The 22,925-nt window shown below is 73.7% G+C and carries 28 protein-coding genes; 20 read left to right on the top strand and 8 right to left on the bottom strand.

The window, feature by feature from the left end; all coding sequences use genetic code 11:
- The first annotated feature begins 54 nt into the window (after positions 1-54).
- Positions 55-720 (top strand): DUF4097 family beta strand repeat-containing protein, encoded by a 666-nt coding sequence (locus tag ACWEVP_RS38010; RefSeq protein WP_452067415.1) that lies wholly within the window; start codon positions 55-57, stop codon positions 718-720.
- On the opposite strand, the gene ACWEVP_RS38005 is transcribed toward ACWEVP_RS38010, so the two are convergent.
- Positions 721-3,357: a CHAT domain-containing protein gene (locus ACWEVP_RS38005; protein ID WP_452067414.1), complete on the bottom strand. Its 2,637-nt coding sequence runs from the start codon at positions 3,355-3,357 to the stop codon at positions 721-723. It abuts the gene before it with no gap.
- A 101-nt stretch (positions 3,358-3,458) separates the two neighbouring features.
- Here ACWEVP_RS38005 and ACWEVP_RS38000 point away from each other — a divergent pair, with 101 nt between their 5' ends.
- A complete protein-coding gene (locus tag ACWEVP_RS38000) occupies positions 3,459-4,652 on the top strand; it encodes a S8 family peptidase (protein WP_452067413.1) in 1,194 nt (397 codons plus the stop codon).
- 2 nt (positions 4,653-4,654) lie between these two features.
- Here ACWEVP_RS38000 and ACWEVP_RS37995 read toward each other — a convergent pair whose 3' ends face one another.
- On the bottom strand, positions 4,655-5,605 hold the full coding sequence (locus ACWEVP_RS37995; protein ID WP_452067553.1) for a zinc-binding dehydrogenase: 951 nt from the start codon (positions 5,603-5,605) through the stop codon (positions 4,655-4,657).
- Between the two features lie 161 nt (positions 5,606-5,766).
- On the opposite strand from ACWEVP_RS37995, the gene ACWEVP_RS37990 reads away from it, so the two are divergent.
- From ACWEVP_RS37990 to ACWEVP_RS37980, 3 genes are all read left to right on the top strand, one after another.
- Positions 5,767-6,891: a serine hydrolase domain-containing protein gene (locus ACWEVP_RS37990; protein WP_452067412.1), complete on the top strand. Its 1,125-nt coding sequence runs from the start codon at positions 5,767-5,769 to the stop codon at positions 6,889-6,891.
- 37 nt (positions 6,892-6,928) lie between these two features.
- Positions 6,929-7,087 (top strand): hypothetical protein, encoded by a 159-nt coding sequence (locus tag ACWEVP_RS37985; protein WP_452067411.1) that lies wholly within the window; start codon positions 6,929-6,931, stop codon positions 7,085-7,087.
- A 111-nt stretch (positions 7,088-7,198) separates the two neighbouring features.
- Positions 7,199-8,869 carry an alpha/beta fold hydrolase gene (locus ACWEVP_RS37980; RefSeq protein ID WP_452067410.1) on the top strand — a complete coding sequence of 557 codons (1,671 nt, stop codon included), beginning with the start codon at positions 7,199-7,201 and terminating at the stop codon, positions 8,867-8,869.
- Positions 8,870-8,872: 3 nt separating this feature from the next.
- Here ACWEVP_RS37980 and ACWEVP_RS37975 read toward each other — a convergent pair whose 3' ends face one another.
- Positions 8,873-9,766, bottom strand: coding sequence for an SDR family oxidoreductase (locus ACWEVP_RS37975; protein ID WP_452067409.1), 894 nt, complete (start codon positions 9,764-9,766; stop codon positions 8,873-8,875).
- 96 nt (positions 9,767-9,862) lie between these two features.
- Here ACWEVP_RS37975 and ACWEVP_RS37970 point away from each other — a divergent pair, with 96 nt between their 5' ends.
- Complete coding sequence (locus tag ACWEVP_RS37970; protein ID WP_452067408.1) at positions 9,863-10,441, top strand: TetR/AcrR family transcriptional regulator; 579 nt, start codon at positions 9,863-9,865, stop codon at positions 10,439-10,441.
- On the opposite strand, the gene ACWEVP_RS37965 is transcribed toward ACWEVP_RS37970, so the two are convergent.
- A complete protein-coding gene (locus tag ACWEVP_RS37965) occupies positions 10,417-10,914 on the bottom strand; it encodes a hypothetical protein (protein ID WP_452067407.1) in 498 nt (165 codons plus the stop codon). The two genes, ACWEVP_RS37970 and ACWEVP_RS37965, sit on opposite strands and share 25 nt — an antisense overlap.
- On the bottom strand, positions 10,914-11,084 hold the full coding sequence (locus tag ACWEVP_RS37960) for a hypothetical protein (protein ID WP_452067406.1): 171 nt from the start codon (positions 11,082-11,084) through the stop codon (positions 10,914-10,916). The genes ACWEVP_RS37965 and ACWEVP_RS37960 overlap by 1 nt, the downstream gene beginning before the upstream one ends.
- Before the next feature lie 146 nt (positions 11,085-11,230).
- Here ACWEVP_RS37960 and ACWEVP_RS37955 point away from each other — a divergent pair, with 146 nt between their 5' ends.
- The 4 genes from ACWEVP_RS37955 to ACWEVP_RS37940 all read left to right on the top strand — a co-directional run bounded on the left by ACWEVP_RS37955 (position 11,231) and on the right by ACWEVP_RS37940 (position 13,263).
- A complete protein-coding gene (locus ACWEVP_RS37955; protein WP_452067405.1) occupies positions 11,231-11,620 on the top strand; it encodes an STAS domain-containing protein in 390 nt (129 codons plus the stop codon).
- On the top strand, positions 11,610-12,392 hold the full coding sequence (locus ACWEVP_RS37950; protein WP_452067404.1) for a GAF and ANTAR domain-containing protein: 783 nt from the start codon (positions 11,610-11,612) through the stop codon (positions 12,390-12,392). Before ACWEVP_RS37955 ends, ACWEVP_RS37950 begins: the two co-directional genes overlap by 11 nt.
- A 98-nt stretch (positions 12,393-12,490) precedes the next feature.
- Positions 12,491-12,928: an Hsp20/alpha crystallin family protein gene (locus ACWEVP_RS37945; RefSeq protein WP_452067403.1), complete on the top strand. Its 438-nt coding sequence runs from the start codon at positions 12,491-12,493 to the stop codon at positions 12,926-12,928.
- Between the two features lie 62 nt (positions 12,929-12,990).
- Positions 12,991-13,263, top strand: coding sequence for a hypothetical protein (locus ACWEVP_RS37940; RefSeq protein ID WP_452067402.1), 273 nt, complete (start codon positions 12,991-12,993; stop codon positions 13,261-13,263).
- Between the two features lie 32 nt (positions 13,264-13,295).
- On the opposite strand, the gene ACWEVP_RS37935 is transcribed toward ACWEVP_RS37940, so the two are convergent.
- Positions 13,296-13,658: an STAS domain-containing protein gene (locus ACWEVP_RS37935; protein ID WP_452067401.1), complete on the bottom strand. Its 363-nt coding sequence runs from the start codon at positions 13,656-13,658 to the stop codon at positions 13,296-13,298.
- A gap of 104 nt (positions 13,659-13,762) precedes the next feature.
- Between ACWEVP_RS37935 and ACWEVP_RS37930 the strand changes: the two genes are divergently transcribed.
- The 3 genes from ACWEVP_RS37930 to ACWEVP_RS37920 all read left to right on the top strand — a co-directional run bounded on the left by ACWEVP_RS37930 (position 13,763) and on the right by ACWEVP_RS37920 (position 17,119).
- Positions 13,763-14,227 (top strand): SRPBCC family protein, encoded by a 465-nt coding sequence (locus ACWEVP_RS37930; protein WP_452067400.1) that lies wholly within the window; start codon positions 13,763-13,765, stop codon positions 14,225-14,227.
- A gap of 12 nt (positions 14,228-14,239) precedes the next feature.
- The gene (locus ACWEVP_RS37925; RefSeq protein WP_452067399.1) at positions 14,240-15,040 is read left to right on the top strand and encodes a MerR family transcriptional regulator; all 801 of its coding nucleotides are present in this window, start codon (positions 14,240-14,242) and stop codon (positions 15,038-15,040) included.
- A gap of 96 nt (positions 15,041-15,136) precedes the next feature.
- Positions 15,137-17,119, top strand: a complete 1,983-nt coding sequence (locus tag ACWEVP_RS37920) for an amino acid transporter (protein ID WP_452067398.1) — start codon at positions 15,137-15,139, stop codon at positions 17,117-17,119.
- 105 nt (positions 17,120-17,224) lie between these two features.
- On the opposite strand, the gene ACWEVP_RS37915 is transcribed toward ACWEVP_RS37920, so the two are convergent.
- Entirely contained in the window at positions 17,225-17,476 is a 252-nt protein-coding gene (locus ACWEVP_RS37915) for a hypothetical protein (protein ID WP_452067397.1), read from the bottom strand.
- 61 nt (positions 17,477-17,537) lie between these two features.
- Here ACWEVP_RS37915 and ACWEVP_RS37910 point away from each other — a divergent pair, with 61 nt between their 5' ends.
- The 7 genes from ACWEVP_RS37910 to infA all read left to right on the top strand — a co-directional run bounded on the left by ACWEVP_RS37910 (position 17,538) and on the right by infA (position 22,511).
- Complete coding sequence (locus ACWEVP_RS37910; protein WP_452067396.1) at positions 17,538-18,077, top strand: hypothetical protein; 540 nt, start codon at positions 17,538-17,540, stop codon at positions 18,075-18,077.
- Positions 18,077-18,505 carry a phage holin family protein gene (locus tag ACWEVP_RS37905; RefSeq protein ID WP_452067395.1) on the top strand — a complete coding sequence of 143 codons (429 nt, stop codon included), beginning with the start codon at positions 18,077-18,079 and terminating at the stop codon, positions 18,503-18,505. The genes ACWEVP_RS37910 and ACWEVP_RS37905 overlap by 1 nt, the downstream gene beginning before the upstream one ends.
- Positions 18,502-19,110 carry a DUF3618 domain-containing protein gene (locus ACWEVP_RS37900; protein ID WP_452067394.1) on the top strand — a complete coding sequence of 203 codons (609 nt, stop codon included), beginning with the start codon at positions 18,502-18,504 and terminating at the stop codon, positions 19,108-19,110. Before ACWEVP_RS37905 ends, ACWEVP_RS37900 begins: the two co-directional genes overlap by 4 nt.
- 87 nt (positions 19,111-19,197) lie before the next feature.
- Positions 19,198-20,700, top strand: a complete 1,503-nt coding sequence (locus ACWEVP_RS37895) for a phosphodiester glycosidase family protein (RefSeq protein ID WP_452067393.1) — start codon at positions 19,198-19,200, stop codon at positions 20,698-20,700.
- Between the two features lie 29 nt (positions 20,701-20,729).
- Entirely contained in the window at positions 20,730-21,341 is a 612-nt protein-coding gene (locus tag ACWEVP_RS37890) for a TMEM175 family protein (protein ID WP_452067392.1), read from the top strand.
- 176 nt (positions 21,342-21,517) lie between these two features.
- Positions 21,518-22,300: a GNAT family N-acetyltransferase gene (locus ACWEVP_RS37885; protein ID WP_452067391.1), complete on the top strand. Its 783-nt coding sequence runs from the start codon at positions 21,518-21,520 to the stop codon at positions 22,298-22,300.
- Positions 22,290-22,511: a translation initiation factor IF-1 gene (gene infA / locus ACWEVP_RS37880; protein WP_364462868.1), complete on the top strand. Its 222-nt coding sequence runs from the start codon at positions 22,290-22,292 to the stop codon at positions 22,509-22,511. The genes ACWEVP_RS37885 and infA overlap by 11 nt, the downstream gene beginning before the upstream one ends.
- Positions 22,512-22,569: 58 nt before the next feature.
- On the opposite strand, the gene ACWEVP_RS37875 is transcribed toward infA, so the two are convergent.
- Positions 22,570-22,815 carry a hypothetical protein gene (locus tag ACWEVP_RS37875; protein WP_452067390.1) on the bottom strand — a complete coding sequence of 82 codons (246 nt, stop codon included), beginning with the start codon at positions 22,813-22,815 and terminating at the stop codon, positions 22,570-22,572.
- Positions 22,816-22,925 lie beyond the last annotated feature (110 nt).

The following is a 22,925-nucleotide window of genomic DNA, read 5'->3' as shown; positions in this document are numbered from 1 at the left end:
CATCGTGGTTCTCGTCCCCACCGACGGGGACACACCGGAACCCAGGAGACCACGATGCCGAACTTCACCACCCCCGCCCCGATCACCGCCGTCCTGGACCTGCCCGCCGGGCGCGTCCACCTCACCGCAGGCGACCGCACCGACACCACCGTCGAGGTCCGGCCCGCCGATCCGGCCAAGAGCCGCGACGTCAAGGCCGCCGAGCAGACGACGGTCAGCTACGCCGACGGCGTGCTGCGCGTGACGGCCCCGCGGGGCAAGACCAAGTACTTCGGCCCCACCGGCGCGATCGAGGTCGTCGTCGGCCTGCCGGCGGGTTCGGACGTGCGGGCCACGACCGACGCCTCGGAGCTCGTCGGCACCGGCCGCCTCGGCGACGTCGCCTTCGAGGGTGCCTACCGCCGCATCCAGCTCGACGAAGCGGCCGCCGTCGAGCTCACCGCGACCGACGGCGACATCGAGGTCGGCCGCCTGGACGGCCCGGCGCGGATCAGCACGGCCCGGGGCGACATCCGCATCGCCGAAGCGGTGCGCGGCGACGTCGTGCTGGACACCCAGCAGGGCGCGATCACCGTCGGCGCGGCCCCGGGCGTCTCGGCGTCCCTGGACGCGGGCACGTCCTACGGCCGCATCGACAACGGCCTGAAGAACACCGGAACACCCGAGCTGGCCATCCGGGCGACCACGTCGTACGGCGACATCGTGGCGCGGAGCAAGTGACTAGCGCGCTCCCGCGCCGATGCACACGAAACCGGCCGACGCCGCCAGCCCGGCGGGGCCGTCCGAGGCCACCTTCTGCTGTGCGGACGCCAGCGCGGCCGCCGGTGCCTCGCCCGCCGCGAGGCGCCGGTGGACCTCGGTCATCAGCGGCGTCGTGGCGAGGTCCGGCACCGGCACCACCGAAGCGATGAGCTGGGCCGTGCCGCGTTCGATGAATGTGGCGCTCAGGCCGAGCAGCTCGTTGCCCGGGCACACCACCGACCGGCCGACGTCGCACGCGGCGAGCAGCACGGTCTCCGGTACCCGGGGCAGCCGCCGCACGTCGTGAACCAGGAGCGGGCCGTCGTGCAGGCGCAACGCCGAGAACAGCGGGTTGTCCACCGCCAGCCTGCCGTGCGCGGCCAGGTGCACGGTGCCCGCCGTGGTGAGCGCGGCCAGCACGGCCTCGACCGTCGCGGCTTCGTCCACCAAGGCGGTCCGCCGGTGGATCTCCGCGACCGCCAGCGCTTCTTCGCGAGCACCGGCGAGTCCCGGGCCGCCGGCCACGGCGACGTCGCGCACCGGTCCCGGCGGGCGCGTCGCCGCCGCGTGCCAGAGCGTCGCCGACGGCGAGACGGCCACCGGGCGGCCCGCGCACGACGGCAGCACCGCCCACGGAACGTTGTGCAGGATCCCGGTCGGGACCACGACCAGCGGGCGGTCGCCGATCTCCGCCAGCGGGCCCAGCACCAGGTCGTCGAGGCGCGCGCCCGCGCCGTGCAGGAACTGCTCCACCGGCAGCCGCGACCGGCCGGCCGCCTGCGCGGCGAGCTTGCGCAGGGCGAAGGGGACGCGCTCCAGCAGGCCGGCCACCTCGGCCACCGGACCGAGGGTGTGCAGCCGCAGCCTGCCCTCGACCAGGCACAGCCCCAGTACTGTCCCGTCGGCTTCGACGAACTCCAGCAGGGCGCGCTCGCCGAGGGCCCCGGCGAGGTCGTCGACGGCCACCGGGCCGGACGCGGTGTCCCCGCCCGCGGCGGGCAGCAGGCGGCTGCGGTCGCGGATCCGCCGTTCGAGCTCGACCTGCCGGTGCAGCAGCCGTCCGGTGGGCGCCCCCGCGGCCCTGGCCTGTTCGAGCGCCCCGGCGGTGGCCCGCAGCCGGGGCAGAAGCGCGGCCAGCTCGGGATCGTCCGGGGGCAGGCCGGAGCGGTGCAGCAACCGGCTCGCCCGCCCGCGCTCGGCCCACTCGAAGACCCCGCGCACGCGGCCCTCGTCCAGCGCGACGCGCAGCCCGAGGCCGGCCAGGTCCGCGCGGTGCGACGCCGAGTACGCCCGCAGGTCGCTCGCGCCGAGCGCGGCGTGGTGCTCGTCGAGGATCCGCAGTCCGGTCCGGGCGGCGGCGAGCGCGCCGCGGGGGTTGTCCGGACGGCGCAGCAACGCCTCGGCGTACCAGCCGCGCGCCCGCAACGTCGCCGGGCCCGATCCCCGCCGGGCCCGCGCCGCCACGGCGAGGTGCTCCGCGGCCACGGCCGTCCGCCCGCGGGCCTCGGCGAGCCGGGCCGCGTCCAGCCGGGCCTGCACCGCCGCCAGCGGCCTGCCGTTCGAGTCCAATGTGGACACCATGGCTTCGGCCGCCGCGCCGCTGAGCCGGCTGCGCTCGCCGGCGCCCAGGTGCGCGCGCAACCGCGCCGAGCGCGCGAGCGCGGCCCACTGCTCCCGGCCCTGCGCGGTGAACGCGCGCAACGCGGTGCGGGCCTGCTCCGCGGCCGTCGGCCAGTCTTCGTCCAGCAACGCGATCTGAGCCAGCAGCAATCTCGTTTCGGGGACCTTCAGCCGCCGGTTCTCGGCGGCGAACACGCCCACCGCGCGCCCGGCGGTCCGGCGCGCCTCGGTCACGAGCCCGACGGACAACAGGAGCTCCGCCCGGTCCTGCAGCACGGGTGCGAGCTGGCCGCCGTGCGCGCCGATGATCTCTTCGGCCCGGTCCAGGCAGGCGAGCGCGGCCGGGACGTCACCGCGCTGGCTCTCCACGAACCCCAGGTTCTCCGCGATGATCCCGACCACGAGGTCGCGGCCGAGCTCCCGCGCGAGGACGTCGGCCTCGGCCAGATCGCGCACCGCCGCATCGAATTCGTAGCGCTCGGCGTGCAGGATCCCGCGGTTCATCAGCGCGCGCTGCAGCCCGAGCCGGTCGTCGCCGCGCCGCAGCTCCCGGACCGCGGCCTGGTAGTCCACGGCCGCTTCGTCGAGCCGGCCCACGTGGTAGCGGATCACCGCGCGCTGGGCGCGCACCTTTCCGGTGGCGATTCCGTCGAGCTCGCGCACGGCGACGTCGATCTCGCGCAGCGCGGCCCGCGAGCTGCCCCGCTGCACCAGCGCGAACGCCAGCTTCATCCGGCTTTCCCCGGCGAGCTCGCGCCGCCCGGCGCGTTCGCCGTGCCGCACCGCGCGACGCAGGTGCCGCACGGCCTCGCCGACTTCGCTGCACTGCAGCAGCGCGTGCCCCCACGCCTGCTCGGCGACCGCGGCCGCGTGGGGATCGCGCTCGCGCAACGCCCGCCGGACGGCCCCGGCCGCGGCCGGGACGGCCCTTCCGGGCCGCAGATCGGCCAGCCGCATGGCCGCCAGGGCTTCGGCGAGGGCCGAGTCCGCCACCATGGGGTTCAGCATTCCCGGCGGCGCGGTCCTCCGCCAGCGCGTATCAGAACGAGCCCCGTGCGCGTCTGAAGAGGTGCCACCACATCGAGGAGGGGATTGCGGTGTCCGAAAACGGTCCTTACCAGCCCGACGCGGCCGAACACGTCGAGCCCGACGAGCTGATCGTCGACTCGCGCGAAAGCGACCTCGTGAAGGACGCGCTCCGGAAACTGGGTGTCGTCGTCACCGATGAAGACGAAGCAGAGCCCTTCGACCTGACGAAGCTGAAGCTGGCGTACGAGCAGGACCTCGGCTTCGAGATGGCCATCGACCCGGTGGTGGCCGAACTGCGCCGCCGGTTCGCCGCGCGGTGCGGCGGCTGGGTCCCGCTGCTGGGGAAGAACCGGACGCTGAGCAACCAGTTCGGGGCCTACCCGCAGACCCGGTCGCAGTCGGACTTCGACCCCGCCCCCGCGGAGCGGCCGGAGGGTACGGCCGCCGGGCCGGCGGCGGGCCACGGTGTCCGGGTCGGGATCCTCGACACCAAGCTCTACCGCCACCCCGATCTCGAGGGTCACTACGAAACACCGGACACCGGCACCACCTTCGAAACCCCGGCCCCGGGGACGGCGACCCCCTGGGAGAACGGGCACGCCACGTTCGTGGCGGGGCTGATCCTCGCCCAGGCCCCGGCGGCGACCCTGGTGGTGCGCGACGTCCTGAAGGCGGACGGCCGGGCCCCGGTGTGGGCCACCGTCAAGCGGCTGGCCGAGTTCCTCGACGACGACATCGACATCCTCAACCTCGCCATGGGCACGCGGGCGGCGCAGGACGAGGACGGTGACTGCCCGGTGGCCGTGCGACGCGCGATCGAGCGGCTGAGCCCCCACATGGTGATCGTCGCCGCGGCGGGCAACCACGGCGAGATCCCCGGCCTCCGCAACGGCCTCACGCGGACCGCGCCGACCTGGCCGGCGGCGCTCACCGGCGTCGTCGCGGTCGGGGCGACCCGGGCGGACGGCACCCGGGCGCCGTACAGCCCGGACCTGCCGTGGGTCTCCTGCGCCGCTCCGGGCGACGGGCTCACCAGCACCTACCTTCCCGGCGACGTCCGGCTCCGCACCGGTCAGGTGCAGGAGTTCCACGGCTACGCCACCTGGAAGGGCACCTCCTTCGCCACCGCCACGGTCAGCGGGGCCATCGCGGCCCGCACCCGGCGCGGCGAGGTGACCGCGGCCGGGGCCTTCCACGCCGCGCTGGCGGCCGGCGACGTCGTCAAGGCGTACTCCTGGAAGGACGAGGCGGTGTTCGGCTGACGTCAGGGGATGACGACCAGCTTCCCGCTCGCCTGGTCGTCCTCCATGTACCGGTGGGCGTCGGCGATCTCGTCCAGCCGGAAGACCCGGTCGACGTTCGGCCGGTAGACCCCCGCCTCCACCTCGCCGACGATCCGCTGCAGCACGTCGGTGCGGCCCTTCATGTCGTCGCTGTGGAAGGCCGTCAGGCGGGTGCCGGACGGGATCATCGCCACCGGCTGGAAGTCCGCGATCGACCAGCCGCTCAGCGACCCGGCCACGCAGACCGTGCCGCCGCGGCGGACCAGCTTCAGCGAGTCCACCGCCGTGCGCGCGCCGACGAGGTCCAGCACGTGGTCGGGGCCGTCGGGCCACGGCAGCTCCAGCGGCCCGCCATCGTCGACGAGGACGTGGGTGACGCCGGCCGCGGTCAGCGCGGCCGCCTTGTCTGGGCGGCGGGTCGTCGCCGCGATCTCGGCGCCGTGGCCGGCCGCGATCGACGCCGCCGCCAGCCCGACCGACGACGTCCCGCCGCGGATCAGCAGCCGGGTCCGCCCGATGCCGAGGGTGTCCAGCGCGCCTTGAGCCGTCAGGTACGTCTCGGGCAGCGCGGCCAGGACGTCCCACGGCAGCGCCGTCGTGAGCGGCATCAGCAAAGCGTTGGGCAGCACCGCGTATTCCGCGTAGCCGCCGTCGAACTCCCGCCCCATCTCGCCCATCACCGCAGCGACGGTCGTGCCGTCCGGCAGCGCCGGATCGGTCGACTCGGCCACGACGCCCACGCATTCGATCCCGAGCACGCGCGGGAACCGCACGTTCGGCGAATGCCCTTGCCGGGTCCGCAGTTCCGACCGGTTCAGGCCCGCGCCCAGCACCCGAACGAGACTCCAGCCGTCCCGCACCGACGGCACCGGCACCTCGCGGATCTCCAGCACCTCCGGGCCACCGGCTCCGACACAGACCGCCGCGCGCATAGTCGTCACGGACGCGACCGTGCCACGGCAAGATCGGGTACGGCAACGCCTTTTCGCACGGTGGTGCCAGCGCTACCGGCGATCCGGTAGCTCGCGCTACTGATCTTCGGGCCGGATTCGAGCAGCATTTCCGTTACCGATCCGGACATGGAGGAGAAACGATGCGCAAGGGTGTGGCGATCCTGACCGTGGCGGGCCTGCTGGGCACCGTCACCACGGCCGCGGCGGCCGCGGACCCGAAGTCCCCGGTGCAGGACAGCCTCGACGCACTGGTGAGCCAGGAGAAGTTCCCCGCGGCCCTCGCGTGGGTGGGTGACACCGGCTCCTCGGCGTCGCTGGTCGCCGGGTCCGCGCGGCTGGACCGCCGGGTGCCCGTGCCGCGCGACGGCCGGGTCCGCGCCGGCAGCAACACGAAGACGTTCACCGCGGTCGTCGTCCTGCAGCTGGTGGCCGAGGGCGAGGTCGGGCTGGACGAGCCGATCGAGGCGTACCTGCCGGGCCTGGTGCGCGGCGAGGGCATCGACGGCCGCGCCATCACCGTCCGGCAGCTGCTGCAGCACACCAGCGGGCTGCCGAACTACACCGAGTACCTCGGGGTCGAGAACTTCGAAGACGTGCAGCACAAGTTCTTCCAGCCGCACGACCTGCTCGCCGCGGCGCTGGCCCACCCGGCGAAGTTCGCGCCCGGGACGAAGTGGGAGTACAGCAACACCAACTACCTGCTGGCCGGCCTGCTGGTCGAGCACGTGACCGGGCGACCGGTGCAGGAGCAGATCACCGACCGCGTGATCCGGAAGGCGGGGCTGCGCGACACGTATTGGCCGCAGCCCGGCGACCAGACGATCCAGGGACCGCACCCGCACGGCTACGCGCTCGCGAACAGCACGGGCACGAAGGTCGTCGACGCGACCGAAATGGACCCGTCGTGGGGCGGGGCGGCCGGGCAGCTGATCTCGACCCCGAGCGACCTCGCGAAAGTCGCGCGGGCCCTGCTCGAGGGCCGGCTGCTGCCGCCCGCCCAGCTGGCGGAAATGCGCAAGACGGTCGACGCGCCGCTGTTCCCGGGCTGGCAGTACGGTCTCGGCGTCTTCCGCGTCCCGCTCAGCTGCGGCGGCGTGTACTGGGGCCACGGCGGTGACATCGACGGCTACGAGACCCGCGGCGGCGCCACCGAGGACGGCCGGTCGGTCGGCCTGGCGGTGACCGCGCTGCCGGGCACGTTCGGCGACGGCGAAAAGGCGGCGAAGGCCGTCCTGTCCGCAGTGGACACCGCGTTCTGCTCGTGACGGGCTTGGCGCGGCGGTTCCCGGGTAACCGGCTCCCATGACCGAAGCCGAGAACGGACCCATCACCCCCGACGCGCCGCGCCCGCCCGGCACGCCGGAGCTCGACCTCGACGTTCCCGTCCCGGAGACGGACCGCGCGGAGCCCGAGCACCAGGACGTCGACGACGACGCCGGGCAGCCCGAACCGCCGAGCTGATCACCGGATCGAGCGAAATCGCGGTGCCGTCGGGGGTCTTCGGGCTGCCCGCGCCCGGCGCGCCGTGCTTGGGTGTTCCCGGGTTGCCGGGGAACACGGAGGGAAGCTGCGGTGCGGACGTCCAAAGCGGGGCTGGCGATCGCCGTCTCGATCCTGGTGGCGGCGACGGCGCCGGCCGCGGCGACCACGCCCGATCCGCTCGCGCCCTACCTGACGCAGAAGGTCGAGTGGGGCAGCTGCCCGTTCAAGGGCGGCAAGGCCCAGTGCGCGCGGATCACCGTGCCGCGGGACTGGTCCGCGCCGTCGCCGGGGACCGACCTCAAGGTGGCGATCAGCCGCGCCGCCGCCACCGGCGAGCGGCGGGGCGCGATCCTGGTCAACCCGGGCGGCCCCGGCGGGCAGGGCACGTCGCTCGCGGGCGCGCTGGCCGGCCTGGAACCGGCGGTGAACGAGCACTACGACTTCGTCGGCATGGACCCGCGCGGCACCGGCCAGGAAGGCGGCGACGACGCGGGGTTCGTCTGCCGGGTACCGACCGGGCGGCTGCCGGCCGAAGCCGATCTCGACGCGCGCGACCGCTCGCCCGCCAGCATCGCCGCCCACCAGCGGACCCCCCGCGCGGTCGCCGAAGCCTGCCAGAGCGACGCGCTCGCGCCGTTCGTCACGACCTGGCAGACCGCGCACGACATGGACCTGATCCGCGCGCTGCTGGACGACGGGAAGCTGAACTACCTCGGCTACTCCTACGGCACCTGGCTCGGCGCCAAGTACGCGTCGCTGTTCCCGGAGCACGCCGGCCGGGTCGTCCTCGACTCCAGCGTCAACTTCGAGGGCAGGCTGCAGGCCGCGTTCGAGGCCTTCCCGAAGATCGACCAGCGCCAGTTCGACCGGGTCTACGCGCCGTGGCTGGCCCGGCGGTTCCCGGACCGGCTCGGCAAGACCGTCCCCGAGGTCAAGAAGACCTTCGAGCGGGTGCGGAGCTACTTCCGCGGCCAGGGCCTCGCCCCGGACGTCTTCGACCACGTCTTCGTCGGCAACGGCAGCACGAAGCAGTGGCTGGTCGGCGCGCTGGTCCTGACCAAGGGCGTGGCGGCCCTCGACGGCACCGCCGCGGCGCCGCCCGCCGCGCTGGCGGACGACCTCGACCGCGTGTCCCGCGCGGAGTTCGGCGTCCCGGCGGCCCGGCTGACGGCGGCGGACGTGGCGCCGCCCGAGCCCGACTACGCGGACGTGGGCGGCACCCGGCTGGCCGTGGCGTGCGGCGACCAGCCGACCCGCGCGGCGACCTGGTACAAGCTGCTGAGCGACCTGCAGGGACCGCAGTACCCGCTGTTCGGCTGGGCGTACGGGCTGGGCGAGCCGTGCGGGTTCTGGTCCGACCTCCCCCGCCACGAGCTGCCGGCGCTGCCGGCGGAGGCGGCGAAGAACGTGCTGGTGGTGCAGGGCGAGTTCGACCCGCAGACCGGCTACGAGCAGGCCGAGGCCGCGGCCCGCGCCGCCGGGGTCCCGATGGTGTCGGTGGCGGATTCGCCGTTCCACGGCCAGTACGCGGTCAGCGGCAATTCCTGTGTGGACGCTCTGGTGAGCGGCTTCTTCCTGGGCGCCGCCCGTCCCGCGGCGACGATCTGCCCCGGCGTGCCGCTGCCGGGCGAGAAGACGGTGTTCCCGGTGACGGGCCCGGCCGGCGACGCGACCACGCCACCGGAGCCGACTCCCCGGGACGCGCTTTCGCCGGCGCGCCAACGACTCCAGGACCGCATCAGCGCCGTCAACCGCGGCTGACGGTCAGCCCGAGTAGGCGCCCGCGTCGAGGTCCTCGATCAGCGTCGGTCCCTCCGGGGTCCAGCCGAGCAGTTCCCGGGTCGCGGTGCTCGTCGCCGCCAGGTCCATCGCGAAGAACCCGCCGATCCACCCGTAGTGCGCCGCCACGTCGTCCGGGTCCACCGGCTTGACCGGCAGGTCGAACGCCCGGCCGATCGCCTCCGCGATCTCCTTCGTCGGCACGCCCTCCTCGGCCACGGCGTGCAGCCGCGGGCCCGCCGGAGCCTTCTCCAGCCCCAGGACGACCATGCGCGCGGCATCGCGGACGTGGACCGCCGCCCAGCGGTTGGTGCCGTCGCCCGGGTAGGCCGACACGCCCTTCTCCCGGGCGATCGCCGACAGGACCGCGATGAACCCGTGGTCGCGGGTCCCGTGCACGGTCGGCGAGAACCGCAGGCTCACCGGCCGCACGCCGCGGTCGGCGTACTCCAGCGCCAGGTTCTCCGCGCCGCCGCGCGGGGAGTCCGGGCCGTGGAACGGGGACGCGTCCGCTTCGGTCGCGGGGCGGCCCTGCCGGATGCCGGCGATCCCGGACGCCAGGAGGAACGGACGGCCGCTGCCGGACAGGGCGTCGCCGATGGTCTCGACCGCGGCCCGCTCGGCCGCGTTCGACACCGCCGGGTTGGCGAAGTCGTGCTTGTTCGCCAGGTGGATGACGGCGTCGGCCGCCTCGGCGCCGGCCCGGATGCCGGCCAGGTCGTCGAGGTCGCCGTGGCGGACCCGGACCCCCTTCGCCTCGAGCTTGGCGGCGGACGCGGCCGACCGGGCCAGCCCGTCGACCTCGTGGCCGGTGGCGAGCAGCTCGTCGACGACGGCGGAGCCGATCCAGCCGGAGGCTCCGGTGACGAAAACGCGCATGGCGTGAACTCCTTGAAGAAGAGAGACGATGTCAGTGGCTGACATCCCTACCCTACGCCTCCATGTCAGCGGCTGTCATCACCTAGACTCGAGCGCATGGTGCGCTGGGAACCCGGAACCGCGGAACGGCTGCAGAAGGCCGCACTCGAGCTGTTCGCCACCCGCGGCTACGAGCAGACGACCGCCGCGGAGATCGCGCAGGCCGTCGGCCTCACCGAGCGCACCTTCTTCCGGCACTTCAGCGACAAGCGCGAAGTGCTCTTCCAGGGACAGGAACTGCTGGTCAAGGCGTTCCTCGACGGCATCGACGCCGCTCCAGCGGACGCTTCGCCGTTCGAAGTCGTGGCCTGCGCGCTGCGGTCGGCGGCGACCTTCTTCCCCGACGAGCGCCGCCCGCACTCCCGCACCCGGCAGTCGGTGATCGACCGCAACCCCGCGCTGCAGGAACGCGAGCACCACAAGCTCACGACCCTGGCCAAGACGGTCGCCGCCGCCCTGCGCGACCGGGGCGTCGACGACGTCGCGGCGACGCTGGCGGCGGAGTCGGGCGCCACTGTGTTCGGGATCGCGTTCACCCGCTGGCTGCGCGAAGAGCGGTCGATGGCCGACATCGCGGCCGAGGTGCTGACCGAGCTGCTGACGCTGGCCGCTCAGGCCTTGCGCCCGACGAGGTGAAAGACGCGGCTGAGCCCGCGGCAGGGATCGCGCCGGCCGGCCTCGAACGCGACGGCCGCGACCCGTTCCGCGTCGGCCGGGTCCACTTCGGCGCCGCCGAACCCGAGCCAGTCGACGAACAGCCAGACCCCGTACCACCGCACGGGTTCCACGCCGCGGGCCCGGAGCAGCCCGCTCAGCTCTTCCACGGTGTCGGCCCGGGTCGGGACGCCCAGCACGCCGATCTCGCCGCGGGCGCCGAACGCCGCCAGCGCGTCCTCCCACCGCTGCTCCAGCACCGGCCGGACCGCCGTGGCGTGGGCGTTGCCCGCCATGATCGAGACGACACCCCCGGGCGCGGCGAGCCGGCACAGCCGGCCGACCACCGGCTCCGGCCGCTCGAGGTACCCGAGGACGCCGTGGCACAGGACGGCGTCGAAGCGCCGGCCGCCCACCGCCTCCTCGGCGTGCTCACCCGCTGCCTGGAGGAACATCACGCGCTCGGCGCCCGGCCGTTGCCGCGCCTTGGCCGGCGGGAAGGACTGGTGGCAGGTGCTCCAGCAGCCGGCGGGGGCAGGACGTAGGTGCGCACGCGGCCCTTCACCGACGCGTAGGCGTCGTCGGCGAACCGGCCGGCCGGCGCGGCCCAGGTGTCGCCGGCCACGCGGCTCACGGTACCGGCGCGCGCCTGGTGACTCGGGTGCCACGCGGGGGTAGTGTCGTCGTCGCTGCGGTTGAGCACAGCAGCCGCCTCCTGGAACCCCGAAGGCCCGCGCACTCCCGCGCCGGCCGGGACCGAGGTGAGAAACCATGCAAGCCACCGTCATCCGCCCGGGCATCGCCCTGCTGGCGAACGCACCGTCCCGCACCGCGATCACCACGACGGCCGACCGCACGGTCGTGGCCGTCACGGGCGACCTCGACCTGGCGCGGACGGACCACCTGGCGTCGTTGCTGGGCGAAGAGCTCGAGCTGGCGCCGAGAGCGCTGGTCATCGACCTGACCGGACTGGACTTCTGCTCGGCCCGCGGGCTGGGGGTGGTGCTCGACGCGGTGTCGGCGGCCCGCGCGGCGGGCGTGCCGGTGGCCGTCGTCGCCGGGAACCGGGCGGTGCTGCGCCCGGTACAGGCCCTGGGGCTGGCGGACGAGCTGCCGCTGCACCGGACCCTCGCCGAAGCGACGGGGCACCATGACCTGTGAGCGGGAATGGCAGCGCGACAAGGAAACCTTCGTCGCCGGCGAAACCCGGCCCGGTCCGCTCGCCGGGGAGTTCGCCCGGCTGACCGCCCGGCTGCTGACCGCACCCAGCGTCGAGGACGTGCTGGAGCGCGTCCTGGAGGCCACCACCCTGATGGTTCCGTCCGCCGACCTCGCCAGCTTCACGCTGATCGACGCCGACGGGCTGTTCCACACCCCGGCCGAGACCGGCACGGTGGCCATCGAGCTGGACCTGCTGCAGTACCGGTTCCGGGAAGGGCCGTGCGTCGAGGCGGCCGAGCCCGCCGGGCCCGCGGTCGCGATCGCACCCGACCTCGCCGACGAGCCCCGCTGGCCGCGGTGGGCCCCCGCCGCGGCGGGGCTGGGGGTGCGCGCCGTCGTCTCCACCGCGCTCATCCCCGGCGCGCCCACCGGCCGGTCCATCGGCGCGCTCAACGTGTACTCGCGCTCCCCGAACGGGCTGGACGAAGCCGACCGCGACGTCCTGCTGCTGCTGGCCACTCACGCGTCGCTGGCCCTCGCGGCCACCGACGCCGTCACCCGCGGCGAGCTGCAGGCCGCGCACCTGCGCAAGGCGATCGACAGCCGGGACGTGATCGGCCAGGCCAAGGGCATCATCATGGCCCGCCGCGGCGTTTCGGCCGACGAAGCGTTCGACGTCCTGCGGCGCACGTCCCAGGACCTGAACGTCAAGCTGGCGGAGCTGGCCGCGACCCTCGCCGACCGGCACGCCGAAATCGACCTGCCCGGCTGAGGTCATCACATAGACGACTTCCCTCTTGTCATCGTTGCGATGACATGTTAGAACGGTGGTGCGTGTTGACACCCCGATCGTCGAACAGGAGGAGAACGATGTTGATGCGCACCGACCCGTTCCGCGAGCTCGACCGCTTCGCCCAGCAGGTCTTCGGCAGCCCCGGCACCTGGTCGAAGCCGGCCGCGATGCCGATGGACGCCTACCGCGCCGGTGACGAGTTCGTCGTCTGCTTCGACCTGCCCGGCGTCACCAAGGACGCCATCGAGCTCGACATCGAGCGCAACGTCCTGACCGTCAAGGCCGAACGGCGGCCCCTGCCCGGCGGCGACGACGTCCAGATGCAGGTTTCCGAGCGTCCCCTCGGCGTCTTCTCGCGCCAGCTCTTCCTCGGCGACACCCTCGACGCCGACCACATCAAGGCCGACTACGAGGCCGGCGTCCTGACCCTCCGCATCCCGGTCGCCGAGAAGGCGAAGCCGCGCCGCATCGAGATCGCCGGCGCGGACTCCGACCGGAAGCAGATCAAGGCCTGACCCACCCGCACGCGGCGGACCGGCACCGGCCGGTCCGCCGCGAAGGGCTTCCGAGGAACACCATGACCGATCCCGTCCAGGCCGCGGCGGACCGGATCTTCGCCGCGGCCGAAGAACTCGGCACCACCCGCCAAGAAGCCGTCCTCGTCACGCGCGCGGTGCACGCGGTCAAAAACGGCCGCAGCACCGACGTCGCGCTCACCGACTCCGCCACGCACCGGCGGCGCCGGCTCGCCCACGTCGCCGGCTGCGCGCTGTGGGACCCGGCCCTCGACGCGGACGCCGTGCTGGCCGCCGTCACCGGCGCCGCGCGGAAGCCGCGCGCGGCCGCCTGACGTATCGTCCACAGTGGACGTCCACTGCGGACTTACGGTCGGTCGCGGAGCCACGCGCAGGCGTCGTCCACGGACGCGTGCACGGCGAACGCCTCGTTCAGCCGGCTGATCCGCACCACGCGCAGCACCGGGTACCCGTCGGCGACCACGGCCAGCGGCACGCCGTCCGCCGTGGTCGCCGCCGCGAGTTCGGCCAGCACCTGCAGGCCCGCCGAACCGCAGAACCCGATCCCGTCCAGGTCGACGATGAGCGCACCCGGCCGGTCGTCCAGCACGGCCCTGGCCCGGGCACGCAGCACCGGCGCGGTGCCGAGGTCCAGGTCGCCCGCGGCCGCGACGACGACGGCTCCGGGCACCGTGCGCACCCGCACGGTCAGTGTCCGGTCGTCGGTCACCGAGCCTCCTTCCGCCGCCGCCCGACTTTATGCGGCCCGCATCGTTTTGTCATCGATTCCCCGGGTAACCGGACCTCGACCACATCAGGAAGGAGACGCCCACGATGAGCACCGTGACCGAGACCGTCGACGTCGAAACCGATGTCAGCACCGCTTACAACCAGTGGACCCAGTTCGAGTCCTTCCCGCACTTCATGGAAGGCGTCGACGAGATCCGGCAGCTCGACGACACGCACACGCACTGGAAGATCAGCGTCGGCGGGCAGACGCGCGAGTTCGACGCGACGATCACCGAGCAGCACCCCGACGAGCGCGTCGCGTGGAAGTCCGACACCGGCCCGAACCACGCCGGGGTGGTGACGTTCCACCGCCTCGACGACCGGCACACGCGGGTCACCGCGCAGCTGGACATCGACCCCGAGGGCTTCGTCGAGAACGTGGCCGACAAGCTCGGCGTCCTCGACCGCCGGGTCAAGGGCGACCTGGGCCGGTTCAAGACCTTCATCGAGGAACGCGGCGGCCGCGAGACCGGCGCGTGGCGCGGTGACGTCCAGCGCCCCGGGACCTGATCGGGCGGACCCTTGCCGGATCCCACCGCGACCGCCCCCGCCGTCACCTGGACGGCGGGGGCGGTCGCGCGCATGCTCGGCCTGCCGCCGTCGACGCTGCGCGCGTGGCACCGCCGCTACGACCTGCGGCTCACCACGCCCCAGCCGGGCCGCCACCGCCGGTACGGCCAGTCCGACGTCGACGCGCTGCTGCGCATGAAGCACCTGATCGACCAGGGGCTCGGCGCGGAGTCCGCGGCCGCCCGGGCGTTCCACGGCGGCCGCACCGACGTCGCGACGCTGCTGGCCGCGGTCCGGCAGCTGAAGATCGACACGGCGACCGCCCTGCTGGACGCCCACCTGGGCGGCCACGGCGTCACCGGGACGTGGGAGCAGCTCTGCCGGCCCGCCCTGGGCGCGCTGGACGGCGACCGGTGCATCGACCTGACGCACGGGCTGTCGTGGGCCATCGCCGCGGCCCTGCACCGCGTCCCGACGCCGGGCGGCGCGGCCGCGCCGGTCCTGCTGGCCTGCGCGGACGGGGACCGGCACACCCTGGCGCCGGAGGCGCTGCGCGCGGCGTTGGCGGAGCGCGGCCGGGCAGCGCTGTTCCTGGGCGCGTCCATTCCGGACACCGCGCTGCGGGACGCGGTGGCCCGCGTGCACCCGGCGGCCGTGGTGCTGTGGGCGAGCCGCGCGGCGGCCCCTCCACGCGGGTTGCGCGTGCCGCGGCTCGTCCTGGCCGGGCCCGGCTGGCCGGCCCGCACCGGCCGCCCGGCGCGCCCGGCGACCCTCGGCGACGCGCTCCGCTGTCTGGCCGGGCGACCGGGCTGACCACGCTCGTCCGGCGGTGATCGCCACCTGCGCGAACGGTCCCCCGCGCGTCGGGCATATTGGTGCCCGGAGTTGTCGGGCGATGAGGGGACGAGGATGGGTGCTTCACCCGAGGTGACCGTGCCGGCGAGCGTCGAGAGCCCCGTGCCGCCGAAGCCACCGGCCTCCGGTCTGGCCCGGTGGCTGCTGGAGCACCGGGTGGCGCCCGTCGGCAGGCAGGGCGGCGAAGATCACGGTACCCCGCAGGCCTGGTGGAAGGTCATGTGCCTGACCGGCGTCGACTATTTCTCCACCCTCTCCTACCTGCCCGGCATCGCCGCGCTCGCCGCCGGGGCGCTCTCGCCGCTGGCGACCCTGCTGATCGTCGCGCTGACGCTGCTCGGCATGCTGCCGATGTACCGCCGGGTCGCCCGCGAAAGCCCGCACGGGCAGGGCTCGGTCGCGATGCTGGAGGACCTGCTGCCGTTCTGGCGCGGGAAGCTGTTCGTCCTCACGCTCCTCGGCTTCGTCGCGACGTCGTGGATCATCACCATCACGCTGTCCTCGGCCGACGCGACCGTGCACATGCTGGAGAACCCGTACCTGCCGGGCTTCCTGCACGGTCACGCCGTGCTCATCACCGTCGTGCTGCTGCTCATCCTCGGCGGGGTCTTCCTGCTGGGCTTCAGCGAGGCGGTCGGCGTCGCCATCCCGCTCGTCGCGGTCTTCCTGCTGCTCAACGCGATCGTCACGGTCGCCGGCGTCTTCGACCTGCTCGGCAACTCCGCGGCGCTGTCGCACTGGACCGACGCGCTCACCGCGAACGGCGGCGGGTTCGGCGGCATCGTCGGGCCCGCCGTGATCGCCTTCCCGCTGCTGGTGCTGGGTCTTTCCGGGTTCGAAACCGGGGTCAGCATGATGCCGCTGGTCGCCGCGAAGGGGAAGACGCCGGAGGAGAAGCTCGAGTCGCGGATCCGCAACACGCGCAAGCTGCTGACCGCCGCCGCGCTGATCATGTCGGTCTTCCTGATCGCCACCAGCTTCATCACGACCGTGCTGATCCCGGCGGACGCGTTCAAGGAAGGCGGCGAGGCCAACGGCCGGGCCATGGCCTACCTCGCCCACCACGAGCTGGGCGAGATCTTCGGCACCGCCTACGACATCTCGAGCGTCCTGATCCTGTGGTTCGCCGGCGCGTCGGCGATGGCCGGGCTGATCAACATCGTCCCGCGCTACCTGCCGTCCTACGGCATGGCGCCGGAGTGGGGCCGCGCGGTGCGGCCGGTGGTGATCGTCTACACGGTGATCAGCGTCCTCATCACCGTCGCCTTCGGCGCCGACGTCAACGCGCAGGCCGGGGCCTACGCCACCGGGATCCTCGCGATGATGGTGTCCGGCTCGGTCGCGGTCAGCATCTCGGCGATCCGGCGCCACCAGCGCGGTGCGGCGATCGGGTTCGTCGTGCTGACGCTCGTCCTGGTGTACGCGCTCGTCGAGAACGTCATCGAGAAGCCGGACGGCATCGCCATCTCGGCGTTGTTCATCCTCGGCATCATCGTGGTTTCGCTGGTGTCGCGGGTCTCGCGGACGACGGAGCTGCGGGCCGAGCGCATCGAGTTCGACGAAGAGGCCCGCCGGTTCGTCGCCGACTCCCTCGCCAACGACGGCGCGCTGCACATCGTGGCGAACCGCCGCCAGGGCGGCGACGAAGCCGAGTACTCGGCCAAGGAAGCCGAACAGCGCGGGATGAACCCGGTGCCCGGCGCGGCCGACATCCTGTTCCTCGAGATCGACGTGGTGGACCCGTCGGAGTTCAGCAACGTGCTGAAGGTCCGCGGCGTCGACGTCGACGGTTACCGCATCCTGCGCGCGGACAGCCCCGCGGCGCCGAACGCGATCGCGGCGATCCTGCTGGCCCTGCGCGACGTCACGGGCGTCCGGCCGCAGTGCCACTTCGAGTGGTCGGAGGGCAACCCGCTCGGGCACCTGTTCCGCTACCTGATCCTGGGCCGCGGCGACACCGCCCCGGTGGTCAGGGAGATCATCCGCAGCGCGGAGAAGGACCCGGCGCGCAGGCCGGGCATCCACGTCGGCGGCTGACGGCGGCTTTCCCTCCCATCGACCACCTCCGCGAGCGGGGCTACCCCGTTCCCGGCCGGACACGCATGCCCGTTTATGCCGGTTCCGCCCGGGTAGCCCGCCGCCCTACGAGGCCGGGGGCACCGGATGTGCCTCTCCCGCAAGGAGGTCGAGATGACACAGGGATCCGGCGGCCAGTCGCCGCCGTCGACGACGGACACCGCCAAGCACGAAGCCCGCGAAGTGGCCACGACGGCCACGGACCGCGGGGGCGAGGTCGCGCAAACCGCCGCGCAGGAAGCGAAACACGTCGCCGAGCACGCTCAGCACGAAGCGCGCGACCTCCTTCGCGAAGGCCGCGCGCAGCTCGAGGCGCAAGCCAAGGACGGCCAGCGGAAGGCGGCCCGGAGCCTCCACCAGCTGGCGGGCCAGCTGGTGGATGGCCGAACAGACCGACTCCCCCGGCGTCGCCGCCGACGTCGCGCGGCAGGTGTCCGACCGGACGCGCTCGGTGGCGGACTGGCTGGAGCACCGCGAACCCGGCGACCTCCTCGACGAGGTGCGGCGCTTCGCCCGCCGCCGTCCCGGCACCTTCCTGGTGGGCGCGGCGGTGGCCGGCGCCCTCGTCGGACGGCTCACCCGCGGCGTCGTCGCCCAGCAGCAGCAGGAAAACTCCGCGAACGGCCAGGCCGCCGCGGCCACCCCGCCGCCGCACCCCGGTCCGGCCGGAGTCCCGCCGGTGCCGCCGGCTCCCGGCCCGGGCGGGCCGGGCTACCCGCCGCCGGTCGCGCCGGGCGGGTACACCGCGCCCCAGCCGGGTGGGCCGGTCGGTCCCGATGGCCTCATCGCGCCCCAGCCGGGCCCGGGTGGCCTCACCGCGCCGCAGCCCGGTTCCGGTGCGGCCGACGCGCCGCCGACCACGCCCGGCGGGTTCGCCGCGCCGCCCCTGCCGCAGCCCAGCCGCGGGCAGGTGCCGTGATGACGCAGCCACCCGGGCCCCCGCCACAGGCGAGCCCGCCCGTCGACGTCGCCGACAGCTCGGTCGGCGAGCTGCTGTCCAACGTGATGAAGGACCTCTCCACCCTGGTGCGCCAGGAAGTGGAGCTGGCCAAGGCCGAGACGAAAGCCGAAGCCACGAAGGCGGCCAAGGGCGCCGGCATGTTCGGCGGCGCCGGGTTCGCCGGCTACATGGTCCTGCTGTTCCTGTCCGTCGCGCTCTGGCAAGCCCTCGAGAACGTGATGGACGGCGGCTGGGCGGCGCTCGTCGTGGCCGCGGTCTGGGCGATCGCCGGCGCGGTCCTGTACGCCACCGGGCGCAGCGAGTTCCGCCGGATCAACCCGAAACCCGAACGCACCGTCGAGACCCTGCAGCAGGTCCCGGACGCACTGAAAGGCGAACGACCATGACCGAACCGGACCGGATCCGCCGGGAAATCGAAGGCACGCAACGGAACCTGAGCACCGACGTCAACGCGCTGACCGAGAAGGTGAGCCCCGGCCGCATCGTCGAGCGCCGGGTCGGCCGGGTGCGGACGGCGTTCGGCAACGCCAAGGACCGTGTCATGGGCGCCGCCGACCACCACGCGTCGGTCGCGGGTGACAAGGCGGGTTCGGTCGCCTCGACCGCCCAGGACAAGGTGAGCTCCGCGGCCGACGCGGTGTCCGAAGCACCGCAGCAGATCCGCCGCGGCACGCAGGGCAACCCGCTGGCGGCCGGCCTGATCGCGTTCGGCGCCGGCTGGCTGGTGTCGTCCCTGCTGCCGGCGAGCGAGCCGGAGCGCAGGCTGGCGAGCCAGGCGACGGACCTGGCCCGCGAGCAGCTCGCCCCGGTCGCCCAGCAGGCGGCGGAGGAGCTCAAGGACAACCTCCGCGAGCCGGCGCAGCAGGCGGTCGCGTCGGTGAAGTCCGAAGCGGCCGACAGCGCCTCGACGGTGAAGGAGGAGGCGCGCTCGGCGACGGGCGACGTCACCGGCCGGGCGCAGGAAGCACAGCAGAACGTCCGCTCGTCGTGACCTTCCGGGGCACGGCGGTCGCGCCGTGCCCCGGGAGTTCAACCGGAACCCACGCGCGGTCCACCCCGGCGGGGTAGCTTGCTCCGCGTGAAGACACCGGCGCCGCTCGCCCTGACCCTGTCCGCCGTGCTCACCCTCGCGCTGAGCTCCCCGGCTTCGGCCGCCGGGGAGGTTCTCGCGCCGGGGCTGACCGTCTCCACCACCGCCACCGGTGACGGCACCGGGCACAACTCCTGGACCGTCACCACGCAGGTGCCCGGCGGGTCGAGCCCCGATCCGGACGCGCCGCCGTCCGCGCTCGGGTCCCGCGAGCACGCCGACGCACTCGTCACCGCCTTGCACGGCAAGGGTTTCGCCGCGCGCGCCGAAGAGGTCGACTGGCCCGCCTTCGCCGACACTCCCCGCGGTCCCCTCGGCTGGCGGGTCCGCGTCGGCTCCTTCGCCGACCGCGCGCAGGCCTCCGCGACCGCGAGCGCCATGGCCGCCAACGGCTTCACCGGGGCCGTCGAGTGGACCGGTCAGGACGGGCCGGAAGCCCAAGGGCCGCAACGCGTCCGCGTCGCCGTCGTCGATCCGCGGCGGTTCCGCGGCGACATCGTGGCCTCGCACGGCGAGTCCGTCGCGGGCCGGCGCACGACCTCGGCGCTCGCGGCCGCGGCCGGGGCGCTCGTCGGGACCAACGGCGGCTTCTTCGTCATCGACCCGCGCGACGGCATTCCCGGCGAACCGGCCGGCATCGGCGTCTACCAAGGCCTCCTCCAAAGCGAAGCCACCGCCGGGCGGCCCGCGCTGCTGCTCGGCGAGCGGCCGTCGATCGGCGTCCCGCGAACCGTGCTCACCGTCGGCGGCCGCGAGGTCAACGGCGTCAACCGCAAGCCCGGCCTGATCCGCAACTGCGGCGAGCCCGGCGACGTCCCGACGGACCGGCCGCTGCACGACACGACCTGCACCCACCCGGACGAACTCGTGCTCTTCACCCCGCAGCTCGGCACGCCGACCCCGGCCGACGCCGGCGTCGAGGCCGTGCTGGACGCCCGCGACGTCGTCACGGCGATGCGTCCGGCCGGCGGCGACGTGCCCGCCGGCGGGCACACCGTGCAGGGCATCGGCGCGGCGGCGACGTGGCTGACCGCGCACGCGCGGCCGGGCGGGAAACTGCCGGTCGGCACGCACGTCTTCGACGCCGGCCGCCCGGTCCACCCCACCGGCGTCGTCAACGGCGGGCCGTGGCTGGTCCGCGACGGGCGGATCGCGGTGAACGCGGCTTCGGACGGCATCGTGCACCCGGGCGACCCGTCCTTCGTGTACGGCTGGGGCGTCAAGCGCAACCCGCGCACGATGGTCGGCCTCGACCGGCGGGGACGGCTGCTGATCGTCACCGCGGACGGGCGTCAGCCGGGCTTCGCCGAAGGACTTTCCCTCATCGAGGGCGCGCGGCTGATGGCCCGGCTGGGCGCGGTGACGGCGATCAACCTCGACGGCGGCGGCTCGACGGCGATGGCGATCGGCGGCAAGCTGGTCAGCTCCCCGTCGGACGTGACGGGCGAGCGCCCGGTGGGCGACGCGGTGCTGGTGGTGCCGCGGCGCTGACCCCCGGGATCGTGGTGTTGGATGCTCGCGTGGAGCAGAAGAAGTCGGCCGAGCGCTTGGTGTTCTTCACCGACGCCGTGGTCGCGATCGCCCTGACGCTGCTGGTCCTGCCGCTCACCGACCTGGTGCCCGAACTCGTGGCGGAGCACAAGCCCGCGGTGGAGGCGGTGACCGGCAACTGGTCGAAGATCGTCAGCTTCGTGCTCAGCTTCGTCGTGATCGGCCGGTTCTGGGGCGTCCACCACCGGATCTTCGAGCACGTGCGCTCGTACAGCAGCGCGCTCGTCCGCGTCAACTTCTGCTGGCTGCTGACGATCGCCCTGCTGCCCTTCCCCACCGAGCTGATCGGCGCGTACCAGTCCGAGCGCTTCACCGTGCTGTTCTACCTCGGGACGCTGCTGGCCAGCAGCCTGTGCCACACGACGATGGTGTTCATCATCCGCCGCGACCCGGCGATCCGCGGGGACGCCGAGCCCGTGTCGGACGAGGTGTTCTGGAACCACGCGCTGAGCTCGGTCGTGTTCGCGCTCGCGGTCGTGGTCGGGTTCGTCAAGCCCGCTTTCGGCTACTACGTGCTGTTGCTGCTGCTTTTCCCGGCCCGGATCGCCTTCTGGCTGCGGGAGCGCCGCACCGCCCGGTAAATCGGTTGGGCGCGCGGATACCGGAGCGCTATCGTGCCGGAGACCGTGACTCGACACCGGGAGGTGAGCCCCATGAACGCTGTTTCGATGTGGGTGCTCCCCTCGTCGTCACGGTCGGGCGACTGACGTAGGGGTCGCCGGGAGCGCTTCGAGCACTCCCGAGAGGTACGAACCCCATGCAAACCACGCATTTCGTCGCGGGCGAACCCGCGGCGGTGATCACGCGGGTGACGCCACGGCATTGGCACGCGCTGGAGGACGACGTCGTCGTCGGCCGCGGCGAAGCCACCACCCGGCCCGACGGGCGCGTCTTCCTGAGCATCGACACCTGGCACCGCTCGGTCTTCGACCAGCTCGCCGCCGCGATGCGCACGGACCTGCCCGCCCCTCTGCACACGGTGGTCGACGAAGTCCACACCGACCTGACGGCGGGGTGGGAACGAGCCGGCTTCACGATCCGGCGTCGCGAGTGGGAGTACCTGGTGCCCACCGATCAGCCGGCCGCCGCCCCGCCGCCGGGCGTGACGATCGTGCCCCGCGGCTCGGCTTCCGAAGGTCCGCTGCGCGAGCTGGACCGCGTGATCCGGGCCGAGGTCGAGGCGAGCGTCGGCTGGCGGGAAATGCCGGCCGAGGTGCTGCCCCGGCCGGCCGGGGACACGATCGTCGACCCGGCGTTGTACGCCGCGGCGGCCGAGGGCGGTTCCTACGTCGGCCTGGTCCGGGTGGTCCAGGTGACGCGGCTGCCGCGGATCGGCCTGGTCGCGGTCCGCGCGGACCGGCAGCGCCGCGGCATCGCCCGCGCGTTGCTGGCCGAGGTACTGGGTTCGTTGCGCGCGGCGGGGATCCCCACGGCCACGGCGGAAGTGAGCGAGGCCGACCCGGCGGCGACGGCGCTGTTCGAGAGCGTCGGCGCCCGGCGGGCGAGCAGCACCCTGGAGCTGGTGCACCATGGCGAATAAGGGCGGCATCGAAGTCGAGGGCACCGTGATCGAGTGCCTGCGCAACGCCACCTTCAAGGTGGAACTGCCGAACGGGCACCACGTCCTGGCCCACATCAGCGGGAAGATCCGGAAGAACTACATCAAGATCCTGCCGTTCGACCGGGTCCTGGTGGAGCTGAGCCCGTACGACCTCGCCCGCGGCCGCATCCTGTTCCGCTACCGCACCTAGTCCCGCCGCGGTCGTGGGTGGGAAACGGTGTTCTGACACTGTTTCCCACCCACGACCCTCAGCCGCGGGGACTCCGGTCGGCGAACTCGACGGTGAAGCCGTCCGGGTCGCGCAGCTGGAGCTCGCGGGCGAGGAAGTCTTCGTACAGCTCGACGACGTCGCCGGCGAGCAGTTCGACCTGGACGAACTGCCGCAGCCGCCCGGCTTCCCGTGCGACGACGGCGCCGAGTTCGAGCAGGCCGAGCGTGCCGGAGCCCAGGCGCAGCAAGGCGAACCGGCCGTTGCGGACTTCGGTGGTGTGCACCCGCTTGCGGCCGGCCTAGCTGTATTGCCCTGTGAGGTTGGGGACGCGGCTGGCGGGTGGGTGGCCTGCGAGTGCGGTGTGTCCGCGGTGGTGATTGTAGGTGTGTAGCC

The sequence above is a fragment of the Amycolatopsis sp. NPDC003865 genome, assembly GCF_053605345.1.
The sequence above is the reverse complement of the archived record's forward strand: the minus strand, read 5'-3'. Positions and strand labels throughout refer to the sequence as shown.

Excerpts from the sequence above, each read along its gene's own strand:
- ACWEVP_RS37950 (WP_452067404.1), top strand. The coding sequence starts at position 11,610 with ATGACCTGTGAGCGGGAATGGCAGCGCGACAAGGAAACCTTCGTCGCC.
- ACWEVP_RS37965 (WP_452067407.1), bottom strand. The coding sequence starts at position 10,914 with ATGTTCCTCCAGGCAGCGGGTGAGCACGCCGAGGAGGCGGTGGGCGGC.
- ACWEVP_RS37985 (WP_452067411.1), top strand. The coding sequence starts at position 6,929 with ATGACCGAAGCCGAGAACGGACCCATCACCCCCGACGCGCCGCGCCCG.
- ACWEVP_RS38010 (WP_452067415.1), top strand. The coding sequence starts at position 55 with ATGCCGAACTTCACCACCCCCGCCCCGATCACCGCCGTCCTGGACCTG.
- ACWEVP_RS38005 (WP_452067414.1), bottom strand. The coding sequence starts at position 3,357 with ATGGTGGCGGACTCGGCCCTCGCCGAAGCCCTGGCGGCCATGCGGCTG.
- ACWEVP_RS37945 (WP_452067403.1), top strand. The coding sequence starts at position 12,491 with ATGTTGATGCGCACCGACCCGTTCCGCGAGCTCGACCGCTTCGCCCAG.
- ACWEVP_RS37955 (WP_452067405.1), top strand. The coding sequence starts at position 11,231 with ATGCAAGCCACCGTCATCCGCCCGGGCATCGCCCTGCTGGCGAACGCA.
- ACWEVP_RS37930 (WP_452067400.1), top strand. The coding sequence starts at position 13,763 with ATGAGCACCGTGACCGAGACCGTCGACGTCGAAACCGATGTCAGCACC.
- ACWEVP_RS37975 (WP_452067409.1), bottom strand. The coding sequence starts at position 9,766 with ATGCGCGTTTTCGTCACCGGAGCCTCCGGCTGGATCGGCTCCGCCGTC.
- ACWEVP_RS37990 (WP_452067412.1), top strand. The coding sequence starts at position 5,767 with ATGCGCAAGGGTGTGGCGATCCTGACCGTGGCGGGCCTGCTGGGCACC.
- ACWEVP_RS37940 (WP_452067402.1), top strand. The coding sequence starts at position 12,991 with ATGACCGATCCCGTCCAGGCCGCGGCGGACCGGATCTTCGCCGCGGCC.
- infA (WP_364462868.1), top strand. The coding sequence starts at position 22,290 with ATGGCGAATAAGGGCGGCATCGAAGTCGAGGGCACCGTGATCGAGTGC.
- ACWEVP_RS37910 (WP_452067396.1), top strand. The coding sequence starts at position 17,538 with ATGGCCGAACAGACCGACTCCCCCGGCGTCGCCGCCGACGTCGCGCGG.
- ACWEVP_RS37905 (WP_452067395.1), top strand. The coding sequence starts at position 18,077 with ATGACGCAGCCACCCGGGCCCCCGCCACAGGCGAGCCCGCCCGTCGAC.
- ACWEVP_RS37970 (WP_452067408.1), top strand. The coding sequence starts at position 9,863 with ATGGTGCGCTGGGAACCCGGAACCGCGGAACGGCTGCAGAAGGCCGCA.
- ACWEVP_RS37920 (WP_452067398.1), top strand. The coding sequence starts at position 15,137 with ATGGGTGCTTCACCCGAGGTGACCGTGCCGGCGAGCGTCGAGAGCCCC.
- ACWEVP_RS37995 (WP_452067553.1), bottom strand. The coding sequence starts at position 5,605 with ATGCGCGCGGCGGTCTGTGTCGGAGCCGGTGGCCCGGAGGTGCTGGAG.
- ACWEVP_RS37885 (WP_452067391.1), top strand. The coding sequence starts at position 21,518 with ATGCAAACCACGCATTTCGTCGCGGGCGAACCCGCGGCGGTGATCACG.
- ACWEVP_RS37900 (WP_452067394.1), top strand. The coding sequence starts at position 18,502 with ATGACCGAACCGGACCGGATCCGCCGGGAAATCGAAGGCACGCAACGG.